Source organism: Curtobacterium flaccumfaciens, from assembly GCF_013359815.1.
Classification (GTDB): Bacteria; Actinomycetota; Actinomycetes; order Actinomycetales; family Microbacteriaceae; genus Curtobacterium; species Curtobacterium flaccumfaciens.
The window spans coordinates 131,895-150,903 of the sequence record NZ_JABMCF010000041.1; the positions used below are offsets into that span (position 1 = coordinate 131,895).

Below are 19,009 nucleotides of genomic sequence, written 5' to 3' on the forward strand. Positions count from 1 at the left end.
CCCGTGTCTGTTCTCGACCCCACGACCACGACCACCGCCGGTGACCCCGGCGACGGCAACGCCGGGACGCCGGCGCACGTCATCGAGGTGAAGGGCGGCCGCACCCCGCTCTGGCGCAAGGTGTTCGGCACCTGGCGCGCACGCATCGGCGGCAGCGCCCTGCTCCTCATCATCCTCTGGGCGTTCCTCGGCCCGTACCTGTACCACTGGAACGCCGTCGACTCCGACGGGCTGGCGTTCGGCATGCCGCCGAGCGCTGCGCACTGGTTCGGCACGAACGACATCGGCCAGGACATCTACGCGCAGACCCTGGTCGGCCTGCAGAAGTCGCTGCTCATCGGCCTGATCGCCGGCCCGGCAGCGACCCTGATCGCCGGCATCGTCGGCGCGATCGCCGGGTACTTCGGCGGCCTCACCGACCGGCTGCTCGTGTGGGTCATCGACCTGCTGCTCGTGATCCCGTCGTTCTACGCGCTCGTGCTGCTCAGCCCGGTGTTCAAGAACCTGACATGGGTTGCCCTCATCGTCGGCCTCGCGGTGTTCAGCTGGATGGTGATGGCCAGGGTGATCCGCGGTCAGACGATGTCGCTCCGCGAACGCGACTACGTCAAGGCCGCCCGGTTCATGGGCGTCCCGGCGTTCACGATCATCCGTCGGCACATCCTGCCGAACGTGGCGTCGCTGCTCATCATCGACGCCACGCTCGGCGTCGGCGCCGCGATCCTGGCGGAGAGCTCGCTGAGCTTCTTCGGCTTCGGCATCCAGATCCCCGACGTGTCGCTCGGCACCCTGCTCGCCGCCGGCAGCCAGTCCGCCGTCACCCGCCCGTGGCTGTTCGTCCTGCCCGCCGCGACCCTCGTCGCGACCGTGCTCTCGACCAGCCTGCTCGGCGACGCCCTGCGCGACGCCATCGACCCCACCTCCGGAGCCAACCGTGACTGAGCCGCTGCTCACCGTGTCCGACCTGTCGGTCACGTTCAACCCGAAGACCAAGCCCGTCTACGCGGTCCGGGGTGTCGACTACTCGGTGGCCCCCGGTGAGTTCCTCGGCATCGTGGGCGAGTCGGGTTCCGGCAAGTCGGTGTCCTCGATGGCCGTGATGGGCCTGCTGCCGTCCTCCGCTCAGGTGCAGGGCAGCATCCGGTTCGACGGGCAGGAGCTCGTCGGCAGGAACGATCGCGAGATGTCGGCGCTGCGCGGCCGGGACATCGCGATGGTGTTCCAGGACCCGCTGTCCGCATTGACGCCGGTGTACACGATCGGCCAGCAGATCATCGAGGGCCTGCGCCTGCACGACCGCTCCCTCACCCAGCACGCCGCACGCACCCGCGCCGAGGAACTCCTGCGCATCGTCGGCATCCCGAACCCGGCGCGACGACTCGACGCGTTCCCGCACGAGTTCTCCGGCGGCATGCGCCAGCGCGCGATGATCGCCATCGCCATCGCGAACGACCCGAAGCTGATCATCGCGGACGAGCCGACCACGGCGCTCGACGTGACGATCCAGGCGCAGATCCTCGACGTGCTGCAGACCGCCAAGGACATGACCGGTGCGGCCGTCGTGCTCATCACGCACGACCTCGGCGTCGTCGCCGGCAACGCCGACCGTGTCGCCGTGATGTACGCCGGCCGGATCGTCGAGACGGCGCCGGTGCTCCCCCTGTTCCGTGAACCGGTGATGCCGTACACGATCGGGCTGCTCCGCTCGATGCCGAACATGACGTCCGCCCGCACCGAGCGGCTCGTCCCGCTCGACGGCCGCCCGCCCCTGCTCACGCAGAAGCCGACCGGCTGCCCGTTCGCCGACCGCTGCCCCGCCGTCATCGACGCGTGCCGCGACGGCGAACCCGCCCTCGTCGCACCGACGGTGCCGCAGAGCGCCGACAACCCGGTCCTGACCGGTGCCGTCCAGACGATCGGCAACGGCACCCTGCTCGACGACCACACCGCCGCGTGCATCCGTCGCGACGAGATCGCCGCGGGCACCCTCGAGCGCTCGGAGATCTTCCCCCGCCCCGAGGACGTCCCCGAGGCAGCGGTCGACCACGGCGACGAGGTCGTGCTCGAGCTGCAGGACGTCGTCAAGACGTTCCCGCTCACCAAGGGCGCGCTCTTCCGCCGGCAGATCGGCGAGGTGCACGCGGTGGACGGCATCTCCCTGACGCTCAAGCGCGGCCAGGTGCTCGGTCTGGTCGGCGAGTCCGGCTGCGGCAAGACGACCACCATCATGGAGATCCTCGAGCTCGCCGGGGCCCAGCACGGCACCATCCGGGTGAACGGCGTCGACACCGCCTCGCTGTCCAAGAAGGACCGTCTGGCACTGCGCCGCGACATCCAGGTCGTGTTCCAGGACCCGATGGCGTCGATCGACCCGCGCCTCGACATCGGCTCGGTGATCGGTGAACCCCTCACCGTGCACGGCGTCGCGAAGGACGAGATCCGCCGGCGGGTGCGCGAGGTCCTCGAGCTGGTCGGGCTCGAGCCGAGCTACATCGACCGGTACCCGCACGAGTTCTCCGGCGGCCAGCGGCAGCGCATCGGCATCGCCCGTGCGCTCGTCGTCGAGCCGAAGATCCTGGTGCTCGACGAGCCGGTCTCCGCGCTCGACGTCTCGGTGCAGGCCGGTGTGATCAACCTGCTCGAGGACCTCAAGCACCGCCTCGGGCTGTCCTACCTGTTCGTGGCGCACGACCTGTCCGTCGTCCGGCACATCGCCGACGACGTCGCGGTCATGTACCTCGGCCGCATCGTCGAGTACGGCGACGGCGACGCGGTGTTCTCGGACCCCCAGCACCCGTACACCCGGGCACTGCTGTCGGCCGTGCCGGTGCCGGACCCCATGGCCGAGGCCGCCCGCGGGCGCATCCTGCTCGACGGCGACCTGCCCTCCCCCACGGAGCGCATCGACGGCTGCCGGTTCCGCACGCGCTGCCCGCTCTACCAGCTCCTCGACGAGGGCCGGCAGGAGCAGTGCCGCACGATCGACCCGGGCCTCGAGCCCGTGCACGGCCGCGGTGTCGCCTGCATCCAGACCGACCAGGAGCACCTGCTCACCGAGCGGGTCGGCGCGGTCGTCTGACGACGCCGGTCACGCCGTGGACGTGACCAGCAGATGGACGGGAGGCCCGGTACCAGCTGGTACCGGGCCTCCCGTCCGTCGTGTGGTCGCGATCGCGAGCCGCGTCAGGCTCCCAGCCACAGGCTGAGCAGCGAAGCGGCGAGGAGCGCCAGCGCGGCTGCGCCGACCGCCAGGGCCGGCACGTCCCAGCCACGCACGGCGTCGCCGGCGGCCGTGCCGTCTCGGTGCTCGGACCAGCGGTCGAGCAGCACCGTCATCTCGTCGGGCTGTCGCAGGACGGCCCGCTCACCGCGCCGGGCCGGCTTCGGCCGCGGCAGCGACGGCCCGCCCCAGCACTGGACCTTCCGGCCGGCGACCGTCTCGATCACGATCTGCCAGCGGAGCCGGACGTCGGCGACGGCCCGCCACGGCACCACGGTGCGGCGGAGCGGGTTGAGCACGATGACCGCGCGCTCGTCGATGACGATGCACGGGCGGTAGGTCAGGACCCAGAGCGCCCAGACGAGCACGGCGATCGGGCCGGCGGCACGGAGGACGACGTCCCAGCTCCCCCGGAACGCCGCATCGCCGAGCAGGAACAGGCCCAGGACGGCGACGAGGCCGGACGCCACCGCGCCCCCGCGACCAGCGCGGAGGACGACGGGGCGTCCGGCCTCGTTCGTGTCCAGGTGGATCAGCGTCCGAACTCGAACCCGGCGCCGGGGATGGCGGCCAGGAGGTCCTTCGTGTACTGCTCCTTCGGGGCGGCGAAGACCTCGTCGGTCGTCGCCTTCTCGACGATCTGCCCACGGCGCATGACGCACACGTTGTCCGCGACGAGGCGGACGACCGCGAGGTCGTGCGTGATGAACAGGTACGTCAGGCCGAGCTCGGTCTGCAGCTCGGTGAGCAGGTCGAGGATCTGCCCCTGCACGAGCACATCGAGCGCGGAGACGGCCTCGTCGAGGACGATGACCTCCGGCTTGAGCGCCAGCGCGCGAGCGACGGCGATGCGCTGTCGCTGGCCACCGGACAGCTCGTTCGGGTAGCGGTTCACCATCGACTTCGGCAGCGCGACCTGGTCGAGCAGCTCGAGCACCCGGGCGCGACGCGATGCCTTGTCGCCCACCTTGTGCGTGGCGAGCGGCTCGGCGATCGTGTTCCCGACGTTGTACATCGGGTCCAGGGAGCCGTACGGGTCCTGGAACACCGGCTGCACGCGACGGCGGAAGTCGAAGAGGTCCTTGCCCTTCAGCGCGCCGATGTCGATGCCGTCGAACTGCACTGTGCCGCTCGTGATGCTCTCGAGCTGCAGGACGAGCTTCGCGACGGTCGACTTGCCCGAACCGGACTCGCCGACGAGCGCCGTGGTGGTGCCCTTCTGGATCGAGAACGACACGTCGTCGACGGCCTTGAGCTCGCGGGTGGCGAGGCTCTTGCCGCGCAGCTTGTAGACCTTCTCGAGGTTCTTCACCACGATGAGGTCCTCGGCCGGACGGTGTTCGCGCTCCTGGGCCCGGGCGATCAGCTCGGCGTCGTCGTTGCCGGCGTCGGCGATGTCGACGCGTGCGTGCTGCACCTTCGACTGGATGCGACGGCTGGCCAGCGACGGGGCCGCCGCGACGAGCCGCTGCGTGTACGGGTGCTGCGGGTTGGCGAGGATCTCCTTCGAGGGACCGGCCTCGACGACCTGGCCCTTGTACATCACGACGAGCTTCTCGGCGCGCTCGGCGGCGAGGCCGAGGTCGTGCGTGATGAACAGCACTGAGGTGCCGAAGTCGCGGGTCAGGCTCTCGAGGTGGTCGAGGATGACGCGCTGGACGGTCACGTCGAGCGCGCTCGTCGGCTCGTCGGCGATGAGCAGCTGCGGGCGGCTCGACAGACCGATGCCGATGAGCACGCGCTGGCGCATGCCGCCGGAGAACTCGTGCGGGTACTGCTTCAGGCGGGTCGAGGCGTCGCCGAGGCCAGCCTCCTGCAGGACCTCGACAGCACGGTCACGGACGGCCTTCTTGCCGGTCGCCATGCCGTTCGCACGGATCGCCTCTTCGACCTGGAAGCCGATCGACCACAGCGGGTTGAGGTTCGACATCGGGTCCTGGGGGACGTAGCCGATCTCCTTCCCGCGGATCTCCGACATCTCCTTGTCGCTCAGCCCGACGAGCTCACGCCCGTTGAACTTGATCGAACCGCCGGTGACCTCACCGGTGCCGGGGAGCAGCTTGATGATCGCCTGGGCACTCGTCGACTTGCCCGAACCGGACTCCCCGACGATGGCCAGCCGCTCGCCCTGCTCGAGGGTGAGGTTGACGCCGCGGACGGCCTGCACGAGGCCGCTCTGGGTCTTGAAGCCGACCTGCAGGTCGGTGATCTCGAGCAGCGGGGCGCCGGAACCGCCGGTGCGGCTGCTGTTCGTCTGGGTCAGTGTCTCGCTCATCGGCGGGCCCTCGCCTTCGGGTCGAGCGCGTCGCGCACCACGTCACCGAGGAGCAGGAACGCGAGCACGGTGATGGACAGGGCTGCCGACGGCCAGAAGATCGTCGACGGGTTCGTGCGGATCGACGTCTGGGCGGTGCCGATGTCGAGGCCCCAGCTCAGGGCCGACGGCGGCAGACCGATGCCGAGGAACGACAGCGTCGCCTCGGCGACGATGAACGTGCCGAGCGACACGGTCGCGACCACGATGACCGGAGCCAGCGAGTTCGGGATGACGTGACGCACGAGCGTCCGGAACCGGTTGACACCCAGGGCTGCCGACGCCATCACGTAGTCCGCCTGCTTGGCGCTCAGCACGGCGCCACGCATGATGCGGGCGATCTGCGGCCACGCGAACGCGGCGAGGACGAGCGCGACGGTGATCGCGTTCCGCGCGGGGATGACCGACATGATCACGATCGCACCGAGGACGGTGGGGATCGAGAAGAAGATGTCACCGATGCGGGACACGATCGTGTCGAGCCAGCCGCCGTAGAAGCCGGCCAGGGAACCGATCACGATGCCGACGATCGACACCAGGATCGTCGCGACGATGCCGACGATGAGCGAGTTCTGGGCACCCCAGATCACGCGGGCGTAGACGTCCGAGCCCTGACGCGTGAAGCCGAGGATGTGCCCGGCCTCGGGTCCGCCGTCGCTGTTGTCGAGGTTCGACGCGCGCGGGTCGACGTGGGCGAAGAGCCCCGGGAAGACCGCGACGACGATGATCAGCAGGATCAGGATCGAGGAGATCCAGAACGTCGGGCGGGTCCGCATGGACTCCCAGGCGTCGGTCCACAGGGAACGGGTCTTCTCGTCCTCGTTGACCTGGTCGACCGCCTGCAGGGGGGTTTCTTCGAGCGGGGCGACGTAGTGCGTCGCCGAGCGGGGTGCGGCGTTACTTGGCATAGCGGATCCTCGGGTCCAGGACGGCGTAGAGCAGGTCCACCAGGAGGTTGGCGAGCATGAAGATGATGACCATCACGGCGACGAAGGAGACCACCGTCGGGCCTTCGCCGAGCTTGACGGCGCGGAACACCGTGCCGCCGACACCGTTGATGTTGAAGATGCCCTCGGTCACGATCGCGCCGACCATCAGGTTGCCGATGTCGACACCCAGGTAGGTCACCACGGGGATGAGCGAGTTCCGGAAGATGTGCACGCCGACGACACGACGACGGGGCAGGCCCTTGGCCGTGGCGGTGCGCACGAAGTCGGCGCTCATGTTCTCGGCGACGCTGGCCCGGGTCAGACGCACGATGTACGCGAACGAGACCGAGGCGAGGACGATCGCCGGCAGGACGAGTTCACTCCACGGCGCCTCGCCGGACACCGTGACCCGGAACAGCCCGAGCTTGATGCCGAAGACGTACTGCAGCACGAACCCGACGACGAAGGTCGGCACCGAGATGAGCAGGAGCGACACGACGAGCGCGGTGGCGTCGAACAGCTTGCCCTTGCGCAGACCCGCGACGACGCCGACGACGATGCCGGCGACGGCCTCGAACACGAGCGCGAGGATCGCCAGGCGCGCGGTGATCGGGAAGGCCGATGCGAGCTGCTGGCTGACCGGCAGACCCGAGTAGGTCACGCCGAGGTCGCCGCGGAACACGCCGCCGATCCAGAGCAGGTACTGCACGATGAACGGCTTGTCGAGGTTGTACTGCTGACGCAGCGTCTCGATGACCTGCGGCGACGGCTGCCGGTCGCCGAACAGCGCGGCGATCGGGTCGCCGGGCAGCGAGAAGACCAGGAAGTAGATGAGGAACGTGGCCCCGAAGAACACGGGGATGAGTTGCAGGAGGCGCTTGCCGAGGTACCAGAGCATCAGATCACTGCCCGGTCCGGAGCGATGTCGATCAGGTTCATTGTGGTGAGGGGTGGACGGTCCGAGGGTCGGCACGGATGTCCGGTGCGGGAGGGCGCCCGCTGTGTGGGGGTGTTGCCACCGTGGTACGGGGGTTCGGGGACCTGTGCGGCCCCCGAACCCCCGTCCGGTGATCGCGAAGCAGGATACCTGCTCGCGCTTCGGTCTCTAGGAGACCTGGATCAGTTCTTGACCTCGATGTCGTAGTACAGCGGCACCGAGTTCCAGCCGAACTTGACGTTCGACACGTTGTCCGCGTTCCAGACACCGGTCACGTTGGAGTACCAGAGCGGGATCTCAGGCAGGTCCTCGAACAGGAGTTCCTGTGCCTGGTCGAAGGACTTGTTGCCCTCTTCGACGGTCGCAGCCGAACGGCCCTTGGCGAGCAGCTCGTTGTACTCCTTGGAGTCGTACCGCGAGTAGTTGTTCGACGAGCCCTCACCCATGGTCGGGCCGAGGAAGTTGTACAGCGACGGGTAGTCGGCCTGCCAACCGGTGCGGCTGCCGCCCGTGAGCTTGTCGTTCGTCTGGAGGTCCAGGGCTTCCTGGAACGTCGGGATCGCGTTGCCCTCGGCCTTGATGCCGAGCGTGTTCGAGATCGAGTTCGTGACCGCGGTCACCCAGGCCTCGTGGCCACCATCGGCGTTGTACGTGATGGTGAGCGTGTCGTCGTACTTCGAGATCTTGTCGGCCTCGGCCCAGAGCTTCTTGGCCTCGGACTCGTCGTAGTCCAGGACGTCCGAACCGTCGAGGTCGTCGTTCCAGCCGGCGATCACCGGGGAGGTGAAGTCCTTGGCCGGGGTACGGGTGCCGTCGAAGATCTTGTCGGTGATCTGCTTGCGGTTGATCGCCATCGAGACGGCCTCGCGACGCAGCTTGCCCTCTTCACCCTTCCAGTGGTCGAGGTAGTAGGGCAGGTAGATCGCCTGGAAGATCGCGGCGGGCTGGTTGACGTTCGAGTCCGGGAAGTCGGACTTGTAGGTCTTGAACGCGCTGTCCGGCACGGCGTCGAGGACGTCGAGGTTGCCGCCCTGGGCGTCGGAGTACGCGGTGTCCTGCGAGGCGTAGAACGTGATCGTGAGACCACCGTTCTTCGGCTTGCGCTTGCCCTCGTAGTCCTTGTTGGTGACGAGCTTGATGGACTGGTTGTGGGTCCAGGCCTTCTTGCCGTCGAGCTTGTACGGACCGTTGCCGATCGGGTTCTCACCGAAGGCCTTGGTGTCGTCGTAGAACGCCGACGGGAGCGGCACGAACGCCGAGTAGCCGAGCGACAGCGGGAAGTCGGACTGCGCCGACTTCAGCGTGACGGTGAACTCGTCGTCGTCCACGACCTTGAGGCCGGTGAGCTCGGAGTCCTTGTCGGCGTTGTAGCCCTCGATGTTCTCGAAGAAGTAGCTGGCGCCCTGGGCGTTCGACTTCTGGGCTGCCCAGTTCCACGCCTTGGTGAACGACTCGGCCGTGACCTTCTCGCCGTTGGTGAAGGTGTAGCCGGTGTTCAGCGTGATGTCGAACGTCTTCGAGTCATCGGTGTCGATGCTCTTGGCGACCTCGTTGACCGGCTTGCCGTCGGCGTCGTACGAGACGAGGCCCTCGAAGAGCGAGTCGATGATCTTGCCGCCACCGGTCTCGGTGGTGTTCGACGGGATCAGCGGGTTCTGGGGTTCGCTGCCGTTGGTGGTGACGATCCCGGACGCGTTCGCCGAGCCCGAGCCACCCCCGTCGGAGCTGTTGCTGGAGCAGGCGGTCAGGGCGAGTGCTGTGGCCCCGAGCACGGCGAGGGCGGAAAGCCCGGCGCGCTTCTTGATCAAGGTTCCTCCTGGTGCATGGGACGCGCAGGGCACAGCGGTGTCGCCCGGGCGCGTTTGACCTTTGCAGCGTAGGCAAGGTGAACAGCGGCGTCCAAACCCAGGGGCGAACGGTTACACGCCGGTAACCAACTTGCACGATCCTTGCGACAAGATGCAACATTTGCGCGCGTGCCGGTGAAGGGTGCGTTTTTGTTGCATCCGCATGAAATCCATTGCACTCCGTCACACTTCTGTGCAAGTCGGGGGACGGCCGAGCATCGCTCAGGGGTACGGCTCGGGGGCTGCGTGGAGCGGTCAGGACATGCCGTAGGTGGCGCGCCGAGTGGTCACGAACTGTCGGTGGGAGCGGGTCCGGACGACTGTGCGTGACCGCTCGGCGGAACTGGGCGGGGTGTCGTGACCAGCCGGGACACGACCGTGCCGCCCGCCGGACACGACCGTGCCCCGCCCGGAGGACCGGACGGGGCACGGGGCGCTCGGCGACGACGGGGGTGTCGGCGCCGGTCGGGATCAGGCGAACGCCTCGATCGGCGGGCACGCGCACACCAGGTTGCGGTCCCCGTACGCCTGGTCGATGCGACGCACCGGCGGCCAGTACTTCCGGCCGCTGATGCCCGGCAGCGGGTAGACGGCCTGCTCGCGGGTGTAGGCGTGTGCCCACTCCCCCGAGATCACCGACGAGGCGGTGTGCGGGGCATGCACGAGCGGGTTGTCGTCCGCCGGCCACTCCCCGCGCTCGACCGCTGCGGCTTCGGCCCGGATCGCGAGCATGGCGTCGACGAAGCGGTCGAGCTCGGCGAGGTCCTCGCTCTCGGTCGGTTCGACCATGAGCGTGCCCGCCACCGGGAACGACATCGTCGGCGCGTGGAACCCGTAGTCGACCAGGCGCTTCGCGACGTCGTCGACCGTGATGCCGGTGGTGTCACGCAGCGGGCGGAGGTCGAGGATGCACTCGTGCGCGACGAGTCCGTCGTCGCCCGTGTAGAGCACCGGGAACGCGTCGCGAAGACGAGCAGCGATGTAGTTCGCGCCGAGGACCGCGGCCTCGGTCGCACGGGTGAGGCCCTCGAGCCCCATCATCCGGACGTACGTCCACGTGATGGGCAGGATGCTCGGGCTGCCGTAGGGAGCAGCACTGACCGGGCCACCGGCGTGCGCCAGGCGGTCGTCCGCCTCGGCGGCGGTCGCACCGGAGCGCCGGTCGGCCTGCTGGGCGAACGGGTGACCGGGCAGGAACGGTGCCAGGTGTGCCTTCGCGGCGACGGGTCCCACGCCGGGGCCGCCACCGCCGTGCGGGATGCAGAAGGTCTTGTGCAGGTTGAGGTGCGACACGTCGCCGCCGAAGTCGCCGAAGCGGGCGTGGCCGAGCAGCGCGTTGAGGTTCGCGCCGTCGACGTAGACCTGGCCGCCTGCGTCGTGCACGGCGTCGCAGATCTCGCGGATGTCGTGCTCGTAGACGCCGTGGGTGGACGGGTACGTGATCATCAGGGCCGCGAGGGTGTCGGCGTGAGCGGCGACACGGGCCCGGAGGTCCTCGAGGTCGACGTTGCCGTTCTCGTCGCAGGCCACCACGACGACCTTCATGCCGGCGAGCACCGCGGACGCGGCGTTCGTGCCGTGCGCGCTCGACGGGATGAGGCAGACCGTCCGGTCCTCGTCGCCACGAGCCTGGTGGTACCCACGGATGGCCAGCAGGCCGGCGAGCTCACCCTGGCTGCCGGCGTTCGGCTGCAGGGACACGGTGTCGTAGCCGGTGACCTCGGCGAGCCACGACTCGAGGTCGCCGATCATGTCGAGGTACCCCTCGACGTCTTCGCGCGGTGCGAACGGGTGGATGTTCGCGAACTCCGGCCAGGTCACGGCGGCCATCTCGGTCGCCGCGTTGAGCTTCATCGTGCAGCTGCCGAGCGGGATCATGCCGCGGTCGAGCGCGTAGTCCTTGTCGGACAGGTGCTTGAGGTACCGCATCATGCGGGTCTCGCTGCGGTGTGCACTGAACACGGGGTGCGTCAGGTAGTCGCTCTCGCGCTGCAGGGCGGACGGGAGGCCCGTGGCCGCGTCGCGCACGGCGGCCTCGGTCGCGGGGACGGTCACGTCCACCGCCCCGAGCACGCCCGCCAGCGCCGCGACGTCGTCGGGCGTGGTCGTCTCGTCGACGGACAGCTGGAACGTGTCGGCGTCCACGACGTGCAGCAGGTAGCCCGCGTCCTGCGCTGCCGCGACGATCGCCTCGGCGCGACCGACGGCCCGCAGGGTGAGCGTGTCGAAGAAGGCGTCGTGCACGACCTCGACTCCGGCGTCACGCGCCACGGCGGCGAGTGCACCGGTGGTCCGGGCGACCCGGCCGGCGATGAACCGCAGGCCCTCGGGCCCGTGGTAGACCGCGTACATCGAGGCCATCACGGCGAGCAGGACCTGCGCGGTGCAGATGTTGCTCGTCGCCTTCTCGCGGCGGATGTGCTGCTCGCGGGTCTGCAGGCTGAGGCGGTAGGCCATCTGACCGTCGGCGTCGAAGGACACCCCGACCAGGCGACCGGGGAGCTGACGCTCGAGGCCGGCCCGCACCGCGAGGTAGCCGGCGTGCGGGCCACCGAAGCCGAGCGGGACGCCGAAGCGCTGGCTCGTCCCGACGGCCACGTCGGCACCCAGGTCGCCGGGGCTGGCGAGCAGGGTCATCGCGAGCAGGTCGGCTGCGACGACGGCGATGCCGCCGCCGGAGTGGACCCGCCCGATGACGGACGACGGGTCGATGATGCGGCCCGAGGCGCCCGGGTACTGCAGGATGACGCCGAACGCGCCGTCGAGCTGGTCGTCGCTCGGGCCGGCGGCAGCGTCGAACGCGCGCAGCGTGATGCCCACAGCGTCGGCACGGTGGTCGAGCAGTGCACGGGTCTGCGGCAGCAGGTCGGCGTCGACGAGGAACGCGTCGCCCTTGACCTTGGACGCGCGGCGGGCGAGGAGCATGCCCTCGACCACGGCGGTGCCCTCGTCGAGCATCGAGGCGCCGGCGGTGGCCATGCCGGTCAGGTCGGACACCATCGTCTGGAAGTTGATGAGTGCTTCGAGGCGGCCCTGCGAGATCTCCGGCTGGTAGGGCGTGTACGCCGTGTACCAGCTCGGGTTCTCGAGCACGTTGCGCTGGATCACCGCGGGCGTGTGGGTGCCGTGGTAGCCGAGGCCGATCATCGCGCGGCGCACGGTGTTGCGGCCGGCCTTCGCGCGGAGTTCGGCGAGCGCCTCGGTCTCGCCGACGGCGGCCGGGATCACCGAGTCGGCGACGGGGCCGACGTGGATGGACTCCGGGATCGCCGCACGGACCAGCGCGTCGAGCGACAGCTGTCCGACGACGTCGAGCATGGCCTGCTGGTCGGCCGGGGTGGTGCCGATGTGGCGGTCGGCGAAGGTCGTCTGGAGGTTCTCGAACGCGGTCATGCGATGGAGGCCCGGTACGCCTCGTGGTCCATCAGGTCCTCGGGGAACGAGGTGCCGTCGACCTTGATCTTCACGAGCCAGCCGGCACCGAACGGGTCCTGGTTGACGGTGTCGGGGGTGTCGACGACGGCGTCGTTGACCTCGACGACCTCGCCCTCGATCGGGGCGAAGAGCTCGCCGACGCTCTTGGTCGACTCGATCTCCCCGATCTGGTCGCCGGCGGTGGTGGCGGTGCCGACGGCGGGGAGCTCGACGTAGACGACGTCACCGAGCTGCTCGGCGGCGTGGTCGGTGATGCCGACGGTGACGGTGTCGCCCTCGACGAGCAGCCACTCGTGGTCGGCCGTGTACTGGAGTGCGGTCTGGTCGGTCATGGGGTCAGCCTTTCGAGGCGCGGCGGTAGAAGGGGAACGCGGAGACCGTGCTGGGGACGGCAGTCCCGCGGACGTCGATGTGGAGGACCTGTGCCCCGTCCGACACGGCGTCGAGCGCAGCCGGGTCGACGAAGGCCATCGCGACGGGGTGGCCGAGCGTCGGCGAGAGCGCGCCCGAGGTCACGGTGCCGACGACCGTGCCGTCGAGCACGACGTCGTAGCCCGCGCGGGGAGCACGGCGGCCCTCGGTCACCAGGCCGACGAGCACGCGGGCGTCCGCGGAGGGGGTGACGCCGGACGCACCGACGAAGTCGCCGTCCTTGGCGACGACGCGGCCGAGGCCGGCCTGGGCCGGACGGACGTCGGTGCCGAGCTCGTGCCCGTAGAGGGGCATGCCGGCCTCGAGTCGCAGGGTGTCGCGTGCGGCGAGCCCGGCGGGGACGACCCCGCGGTCGGCGCCGGCCTCGAGCAGGGCGTCCCAGAGCACCGGGGCGGTGTCCGGGTCCGTGTAGACCTCGAAGCCGTCCTCGCCGGTGTACCCGGTCCGCGCGACGAGCACGTCGGCACCGTCGAACAGCGCGTGCAGCACGCGGTAGTAGCCGAGTTCGTCGAACGGGGTCTCGGGCTGCAGGCGGTCGGCGACGACGAGCGTGTCGAGCGTGCCGGCAGCCGCGGGGCCCTGGATCGCGACGAGGGCCGTGGTGTCGGAGTCGTCGGAGACCTCGACGTCGAACCCGTCGGCCCGGGCGGTGAGCGCGGTGACGGCCACGTCGCGGTTGGACGCGTTCGCGACGACGAGGAAGACGTCGTCATCGGTCCGGTACACGACGAGGTCGTCGAGGATCCCGCCGTCCTCGGCGAGCAGCAGCGAGTACTTGGCGCGGCCGATCGGCATCGTGCCGAAGGACCCGGCGAGCGCGTGGTCGAGGAAGGCGACGGCATCGCTGCCGGTCACCCCGATCTCGGCCATGTGCGACAGGTCGAAGACCCCGGCGGCCTCGCGCACGGCGTGGTGCTCGGCGAGGTCCGACGAGTAGCGCACGGGCATGCGGTACCCGGCGAAGTCGGTGAAGGTCGCACCGGCGGCCTCGTGCACGGCTTCGAGCGGCGACGAACGCTGACCCGGCGTGGGCAGTGGGGACGGACTCATGGCGGAGTTCTCCTGGCATCGGCAGGGCCCGGCGACGATCGCCGGGTGGAACTCCCCCTCTGTCATGGGCCTGAGAGTTTCACCGCGGCCCGTGAGGTCCGGCGGCTTTCACCGTGGGCGAGACGACCGAGCGTCTGCTTTTCAGAGTGGCCTGTCCGCTGCGGTGTGGGACCTGAGAGATTGACGGGGGGATTGCTCCTTCGGTGCCGTGCGTGCGCCCGAGGGCACGGTGTACCCAGAGGCACGGTGTACCCAGAGGCACGATGTACCCAGAGGCACGACGTACCCGGAGGTACGTGCACGGCGTCTCCCGCGACGGATGAACGGCCGGTGTGTTCAGTTGTCCGCGACGAGCATACCGAGGCCGCGTTTCGAGCGTGTGTCGCGAGCGAGCCTTCGACATCTCGTAGAATGCGGGGATGGCCGGACAACGATCGCGCCCGCGCGGGCAGCTGGAGCAGGCGGTGCTCGACGCCCTCCGCTCCGCCGACGCCGGGCTCACCGCGCGCCAGGTGCTCGACGCGTTCCCGGAGCCCCGCCCCGCGCTGACGACCGTCCTCACCGTGCTCGACCGACTCGGCCGCAAGGGCCAGGTGGAACGGGAGCAGCACGACGACGCTCCCCTGACGTTCCGCGCCGTGCACAGTCGTGACGAGCAGACCGCGTCGCTGATGTCGAGCGCGCTGGCCGCGTCGTCCGACCGTGAGGCCGCACTGCTGCAGTTCACCGGCTCGCTCGCCTCGGACGACCTCGAGGCCCTGCGCCGCGCCCTCGACGCCCGCGCCCGCTCCTGACCGGCTGCGCACCGTGGTCGTCGCCGGCATCGCGCTCATCGTCCTCGCACTCGCGGTGGTGGTGTTCGCACCCCGGGTCCTGACCCGTTCCGCCTGGACGATCGACCTGCCCCGCACCGCGCTGGTCTGCTGGTCGGTCGCGGTCCTGCTCGGCGTCGTCGGCTTCGTGGTCGGCATCACCCTCGTGGTGCTCGCGGACCGTCCGGTCACCGAGCTGTTCGGCGGGGGCGGCTCCCCCACGCACGGCTTCAACGTCGGCGTCGCGCTGCTCGGGGTCGTCGCGTTCGTCGTCGCGGTCCGGGTGCGCCCCGGCCCGGAACACGAGGCCGTCCGGCAGGCGATGCGTTCCGGTGTCGCCCCACACCGCGAGATCGACGGCACCCCCGTCGCCGTCGTCGAGGCCGACCACGCACTGGCGTGCGCCGTGCCGGGTCGGAGCGGTGGTGTCCTCGTCAGCACCGGCTTGGCAGACCGGTTGCGCACCGACGAACTGGAGGCCGTGGTCGCCCACGAACGCGCCCACCTGACCCAGCACCACGCGGCTGCGGTCGCGGTCGCGGAATCGATCGAACGTGCGGTCCCGTGGGTGCCAGGTGCGCGCGCCATGGCGCGGTCGACGCGTGTGCTCGTGGAGTTCGCCGCGGACGACGCGGCGGCCCGTCGCGTCGGACGCGACGCCCTGCGCCGGGCGGTGCTGGTGGCGGACGGGAGCAGCGCGCTCGGCGCGATCCGCGCCTCCAGGCTGTCGTGACGCACCATGTGTCGGGGGCGAGGCATATGGTGATCGGACCGTGAAGCCACTGACCGAAGCCGACATCCGATCGTCGTTCGTGAACGCCACCCCCGACGAACTCGCACAGCTGCCCATCCCGGGCCTGCACGAGACACTCTGGGACGAACGCGAGTTCCTGGGCTGGCGCGACCCGCAGGCCGCCCGCCGCGGGTACATCGTGTCCTGGATCGACGAGCGCCCCGTGGGCATCGTCGTCCGGTCCGCCGGTGGCTCGCTGCGCCCCGGCATCGCCGCGATGTGCTCGTTCTGCCACTCGCCGCAGCCCGCGACCCAGGTCCGGCTGTTCTCCGCCGCGCGTGCCGGTGAGTCCGGGCGCAACGGCAACACGATCGGCACGTACATCTGCGAAGACCTCGGGTGCCCGATGCTGATCCGCACCGCGCCCCCGCACCTGAACCCGCCGGCGACCATCGCGATGCGTGGAGCCTCCCTGCTGCAGCGCGTGCAGAATTTCACCGCGGACATCACCAAGACGGCGTGAGCCGGTTCGGCACCGCCCGCTGGGCTGTGGTCGAGGAACTCGGCGACGGCCGGTGGCGGCTGACCCTGCGGGACGAGGCCGACGACGAACTCGGCGCGTTCGGCCTGCGCGTCGAGGGGCCGTGGGACCCCGACGTCGAGCCGCACGTCGGGTTCGTGCTCGTGCAGCTCGGCTTGACGCTGCGCGGGGCTCGGCCGTGGCGCATCGACGAACTCGGCGACCACCGGGCGCCCGTGCTGTCGCTGGGCTGAACGAGGACGCCCGGACGGCTTCCTTTCGTGCGGGCAGTCAGTCAGTCACCTCGGTCAGTCCGCGGCGACGAAGTTGCGCAGGATCTCGCGGTCGTCGTCGGCGCGCATCGCCCAGGCGAGCTCGCTGCGGTGGTCGCTGCCCTCGAGCGGCAGGAGCGCCACCGTGTCGGGTGCGGCGCGCGCGGCGCTCTCCGGCACCACCGTGACACCGAGGCCCACCCCGACCAGGTGCAGCACGGTCGCCCAGGTCGTGGCCTCCTGCACGATGACGGGTCGGCGGCCACCGGCGGTGACCGGTGCGAGGTTGCGCTCGGTCGCCAGCGCCCCAGCGACCGCCGGGAAGAACACGAACGGCTCGTCGACCAGCTCGGTGCCGCGGATGCGATCCCGATCTGCCAACCGGTGGCCGCGCGGCACGGCGGCGACGAAGGCCTCGGAACGGAACGGCAGCAGCCGCACGGCGGGGTCCGGGTCGGCATCGCGGACGACGGCGAGGTCGAGTTCGCCGCGCACGATCCGTGCCAACAGGGTCGACGAGTACCCCTCGGTCAGTTCGACCCGGACCAGGGGGTAGCGCTCCCGGAACGCCTGCACACGTTCGATCGGGCCGAGGGGCAGGGCGGAGACGACGAACCCGACGTCGAGCCGACCGACCTCGCCCCGCCCGACCCGCACCGTCTCGTCGAGGTCCCGTCGCACCTGCCCGAGCAGCGACCGCGCACGGCCCTGCAGCACCCGGCCGGCGGCAGTCAGGGCGACGCTGCGGCTGGTCCGGACGAACAGGTCGACCCCGAGCGCGCGTTCGGTCCGCCGGATCTGCTGGGACAGCGCGGGCTGCGCGATCCGCAGCTGCTCGGCCGCGCGGCCGAAGTGCAGCTCGTCGGCGACGGCGAGGAACGCCCGCAGCTGCCGGAGGTCGACGTCCGGTTCTCGATCCATGCACACAGGCTATCGATCAGCGCGAACGAGTATTGGACGTGACTGCATCGTCGATCGAGGATGGATGCATGCCCGAAGCGACCTCCACCGTCACCATCGCCGACCTCGCCACCCCCGCGGACGCCGAGGCGTTCCGCACGCTCAACGAGGCCTGGATCACCCGGTACTTCACCCTCGAGGACGAGGACCGCGTGTTCCTCTCCGATCCCGTCGGCCGGGTCGTGGAGCAGGGCGGCGCCGTCCTGGTCGCCCGGCTCGACGACCAGGTCATCGGGTGCATCGGCGTCGTGCCCACCACCCCCGGCGTGTTCGAACTCGTGAAGATGGCGGTCTCCCCCGACCACCAGGGGCACGGCACCGGGCGGAAGCTCATCACCGCGGCGCTCGACCGGGCACGCGAACTCGGCGCCCGCCGCATCGACCTGGAGAGCAACGCGCAGCTCACCAGCGCCGTGCACCTGTACGAGGCGTTCGGGTTCCGGCACCTGCGCGCGGACGAGATCGCCCCGAGCCCGTACGTGCGGGCCGACGTGCACATGACCCTCGACCTGCACTGACGTTCGACCTGCGCCGACGTTCGAACTGCACTGACGGCGGCCCGGTCCCGGTACGCTCGCGGCATGGCAACGTACGAGGTGCAGGCGGTCCGCGAGGCCGGCGCGTGGCAGGTCTTCATCGACGGCTTCATGGTGACCGAGGTGTCCCGGTGGCCGTCCGTCGGGTTCGTGGCCCGCGAGCTCCTCGCGATGGACCGTGACGACGACCTGCGCATCCGCGTCGTCGGCCGCAACCAGTACGTGGCCTGACCGCCGCGGAGCGCGTTGACCCGGACGGTCAGCGGGCAGCGGCGACCAGCTGTTGTGCTCGCTGGTGCGAGACGTGGAGCAGTGGTCCGATCTCACGCACGGTGAGCCCGGACTCGTGCAGGACCAACGCCGCGGCGGCCGTCTCCTTGGCTGCCTCGATGCGTGCGCGCTCGGACTCCTCGCGGAGCGCGACCGCACGGTCCAGGTGCGCCTGCGCCGCTTCGGGCATCGCCACCTCGACGACGAGTTCGAAGGACTCCGGATCGCGGTCGTCGTTCATCAGCGAGAGCCAGTCACGGGCCATCAGCTCGATCTCTCGTTCGCGCTTCGCCTGCGTCCGGATGACGCCGTCGATCCAGATCACCCAGTACTTCCCGTCGCGCTCCGCGCGCACCGTGTGTCGGCTCATTCCCGGCCTTCTCCCCGTCGTTGACAGTCTCGGATGATGGACAGCGCAGTCCGTTCCCGGACCTCACGGTGGCGTGGAACCGCCACGGCACTCTCCCCGAAGCGGAAGACGTCGTGGCGCCCGCCGTGGCGGTCGAACACGAACGTCACCCCTCGCTGCTCGGCCAATCGCGCAAGCCGGTCCAAGAGTTCCGCGCGCTTCACGCTACGCGTCCAATCGGGATTGGGCAAGATTGTCTACCCGAAGTAGACGCGTGGTGTCGGAGAAGGGCATGCACCGACCGTTGCGGTCCGAGGAGCACGATCCAGGACACCCAACGTGATCTGTGGACAGATTTCAGCAACGGCGAGTTGTGGAGGACGAGCCTCCCGG

The 19,009-nt window shown here is 70.0% G+C and carries 18 protein-coding genes and 2 riboswitches; of the genes, 8 read left to right on the forward strand and 10 right to left on the reverse strand.

Translation table 11 applies throughout. The features are described 5' to 3' along the window. Positions 1 to 3: 3 nt before the first annotated feature. Both HP445_RS17520 and HP445_RS17525 read left to right on the forward strand, forming a co-directional pair. Entirely contained in the window at positions 4 to 942 is a 939-nt protein-coding gene (locus tag HP445_RS17520; protein WP_071404170.1) for an ABC transporter permease, read from the forward strand. Continuing rightward, a complete protein-coding gene (locus HP445_RS17525; protein ID WP_128781205.1) occupies positions 935 to 3,079 on the forward strand; it encodes a dipeptide ABC transporter ATP-binding protein in 2,145 nt (714 codons plus the stop codon). The genes HP445_RS17520 and HP445_RS17525 overlap by 8 nt, the downstream gene beginning before the upstream one ends. A 104-nt stretch (positions 3,080 to 3,183) precedes the next feature. Here HP445_RS17525 and HP445_RS17530 read toward each other — a convergent pair whose 3' ends face one another. From HP445_RS17530 to gcvT, 8 genes are all read right to left on the reverse strand, one after another. Then, positions 3,184 to 3,690 (reverse strand): PH domain-containing protein, encoded by a 507-nt coding sequence (locus HP445_RS17530; protein WP_128781204.1) that lies wholly within the window; start codon positions 3,688 to 3,690, stop codon positions 3,184 to 3,186. A 62-nt stretch (positions 3,691 to 3,752) separates the two neighbouring features. After that, positions 3,753 to 5,495 carry a dipeptide ABC transporter ATP-binding protein gene (locus tag HP445_RS17535; RefSeq protein ID WP_071404173.1) on the reverse strand — a complete coding sequence of 581 codons (1,743 nt, stop codon included), beginning with the start codon at positions 5,493 to 5,495 and terminating at the stop codon, positions 3,753 to 3,755. Continuing rightward, complete coding sequence (locus tag HP445_RS17540; protein WP_071404174.1) at positions 5,492 to 6,442, reverse strand: ABC transporter permease; 951 nt, start codon at positions 6,440 to 6,442, stop codon at positions 5,492 to 5,494. Before HP445_RS17540 ends, HP445_RS17535 begins: the two co-directional genes overlap by 4 nt. Continuing rightward, the gene (locus tag HP445_RS17545) at positions 6,432 to 7,361 is read right to left on the reverse strand and encodes an ABC transporter permease (protein WP_110864435.1); all 930 of its coding nucleotides are present in this window, start codon (positions 7,359 to 7,361) and stop codon (positions 6,432 to 6,434) included. The genes HP445_RS17540 and HP445_RS17545 overlap by 11 nt, the downstream gene beginning before the upstream one ends. 221 nt (positions 7,362 to 7,582) lie before the next feature. Beyond that, a complete protein-coding gene (locus HP445_RS17550; protein WP_110864434.1) occupies positions 7,583 to 9,208 on the reverse strand; it encodes a peptide ABC transporter substrate-binding protein in 1,626 nt (541 codons plus the stop codon). A 510-nt stretch (positions 9,209 to 9,718) separates the two neighbouring features. Next, a complete protein-coding gene (gene gcvP, locus HP445_RS17555) occupies positions 9,719 to 12,640 on the reverse strand; it encodes an aminomethyl-transferring glycine dehydrogenase (protein ID WP_128781203.1) in 2,922 nt (973 codons plus the stop codon). Then, on the reverse strand, positions 12,637 to 13,014 hold the full coding sequence (gene gcvH / locus HP445_RS17560; protein ID WP_128781202.1) for a glycine cleavage system protein GcvH: 378 nt from the start codon (positions 13,012 to 13,014) through the stop codon (positions 12,637 to 12,639). The genes gcvP and gcvH overlap by 4 nt, the downstream gene beginning before the upstream one ends. A gap of 4 nt (positions 13,015 to 13,018) precedes the next feature. Further along, positions 13,019 to 14,164, reverse strand: coding sequence for a glycine cleavage system aminomethyltransferase GcvT (gene gcvT / locus HP445_RS17565; RefSeq protein WP_128781201.1), 1,146 nt, complete (start codon positions 14,162 to 14,164; stop codon positions 13,019 to 13,021). Between the two features lie 49 nt (positions 14,165 to 14,213). Beyond that, positions 14,214 to 14,315, reverse strand: a riboswitch (glycine riboswitch). Then, a riboswitch (glycine riboswitch) is annotated at positions 14,316 to 14,487 on the reverse strand. A gap of 96 nt (positions 14,488 to 14,583) precedes the next feature. Between gcvT and HP445_RS17570 the strand changes: the two genes are divergently transcribed. Genes HP445_RS17570 through HP445_RS17585 form a run of 4 tightly spaced genes read left to right on the forward strand, consistent with a single transcriptional unit; the run spans position 14,584 to position 16,483 of the window. Then, positions 14,584 to 14,958, forward strand: a complete 375-nt coding sequence (locus HP445_RS17570; protein WP_027464548.1) for a BlaI/MecI/CopY family transcriptional regulator — start codon at positions 14,584 to 14,586, stop codon at positions 14,956 to 14,958. A gap of 13 nt (positions 14,959 to 14,971) precedes the next feature. Further along, on the forward strand, positions 14,972 to 15,709 hold the full coding sequence (locus HP445_RS19240) for a M48 family metalloprotease (RefSeq protein ID WP_111033247.1): 738 nt from the start codon (positions 14,972 to 14,974) through the stop codon (positions 15,707 to 15,709). Between the two features lie 40 nt (positions 15,710 to 15,749). Beyond that, entirely contained in the window at positions 15,750 to 16,232 is a 483-nt protein-coding gene (locus tag HP445_RS17580) for an FBP domain-containing protein (protein ID WP_027464546.1), read from the forward strand. Further along, a complete protein-coding gene (locus HP445_RS17585; RefSeq protein ID WP_128781199.1) occupies positions 16,229 to 16,483 on the forward strand; it encodes a hypothetical protein in 255 nt (84 codons plus the stop codon). Before HP445_RS17580 ends, HP445_RS17585 begins: the two co-directional genes overlap by 4 nt. A 54-nt stretch (positions 16,484 to 16,537) precedes the next feature. Here HP445_RS17585 and HP445_RS17590 read toward each other — a convergent pair whose 3' ends face one another. Continuing rightward, positions 16,538 to 17,422: a LysR substrate-binding domain-containing protein gene (locus tag HP445_RS17590; protein WP_128781198.1), complete on the reverse strand. Its 885-nt coding sequence runs from the start codon at positions 17,420 to 17,422 to the stop codon at positions 16,538 to 16,540. Positions 17,423 to 17,490: 68 nt separating this feature from the next. Here HP445_RS17590 and HP445_RS17595 point away from each other — a divergent pair, with 68 nt between their 5' ends. Then, a complete protein-coding gene (locus HP445_RS17595) occupies positions 17,491 to 17,979 on the forward strand; it encodes a GNAT family N-acetyltransferase (RefSeq protein ID WP_128781197.1) in 489 nt (162 codons plus the stop codon). Positions 17,980 to 18,042: 63 nt separating this feature from the next. Beyond that, positions 18,043 to 18,228, forward strand: a complete 186-nt coding sequence (locus tag HP445_RS17600; RefSeq protein ID WP_017887087.1) for a hypothetical protein — start codon at positions 18,043 to 18,045, stop codon at positions 18,226 to 18,228. Between the two features lie 28 nt (positions 18,229 to 18,256). On the opposite strand, the gene HP445_RS17605 is transcribed toward HP445_RS17600, so the two are convergent. Continuing rightward, a complete protein-coding gene (locus tag HP445_RS17605; protein ID WP_111033251.1) occupies positions 18,257 to 18,637 on the reverse strand; it encodes a hypothetical protein in 381 nt (126 codons plus the stop codon). Positions 18,638 to 19,009 lie beyond the last annotated feature (372 nt).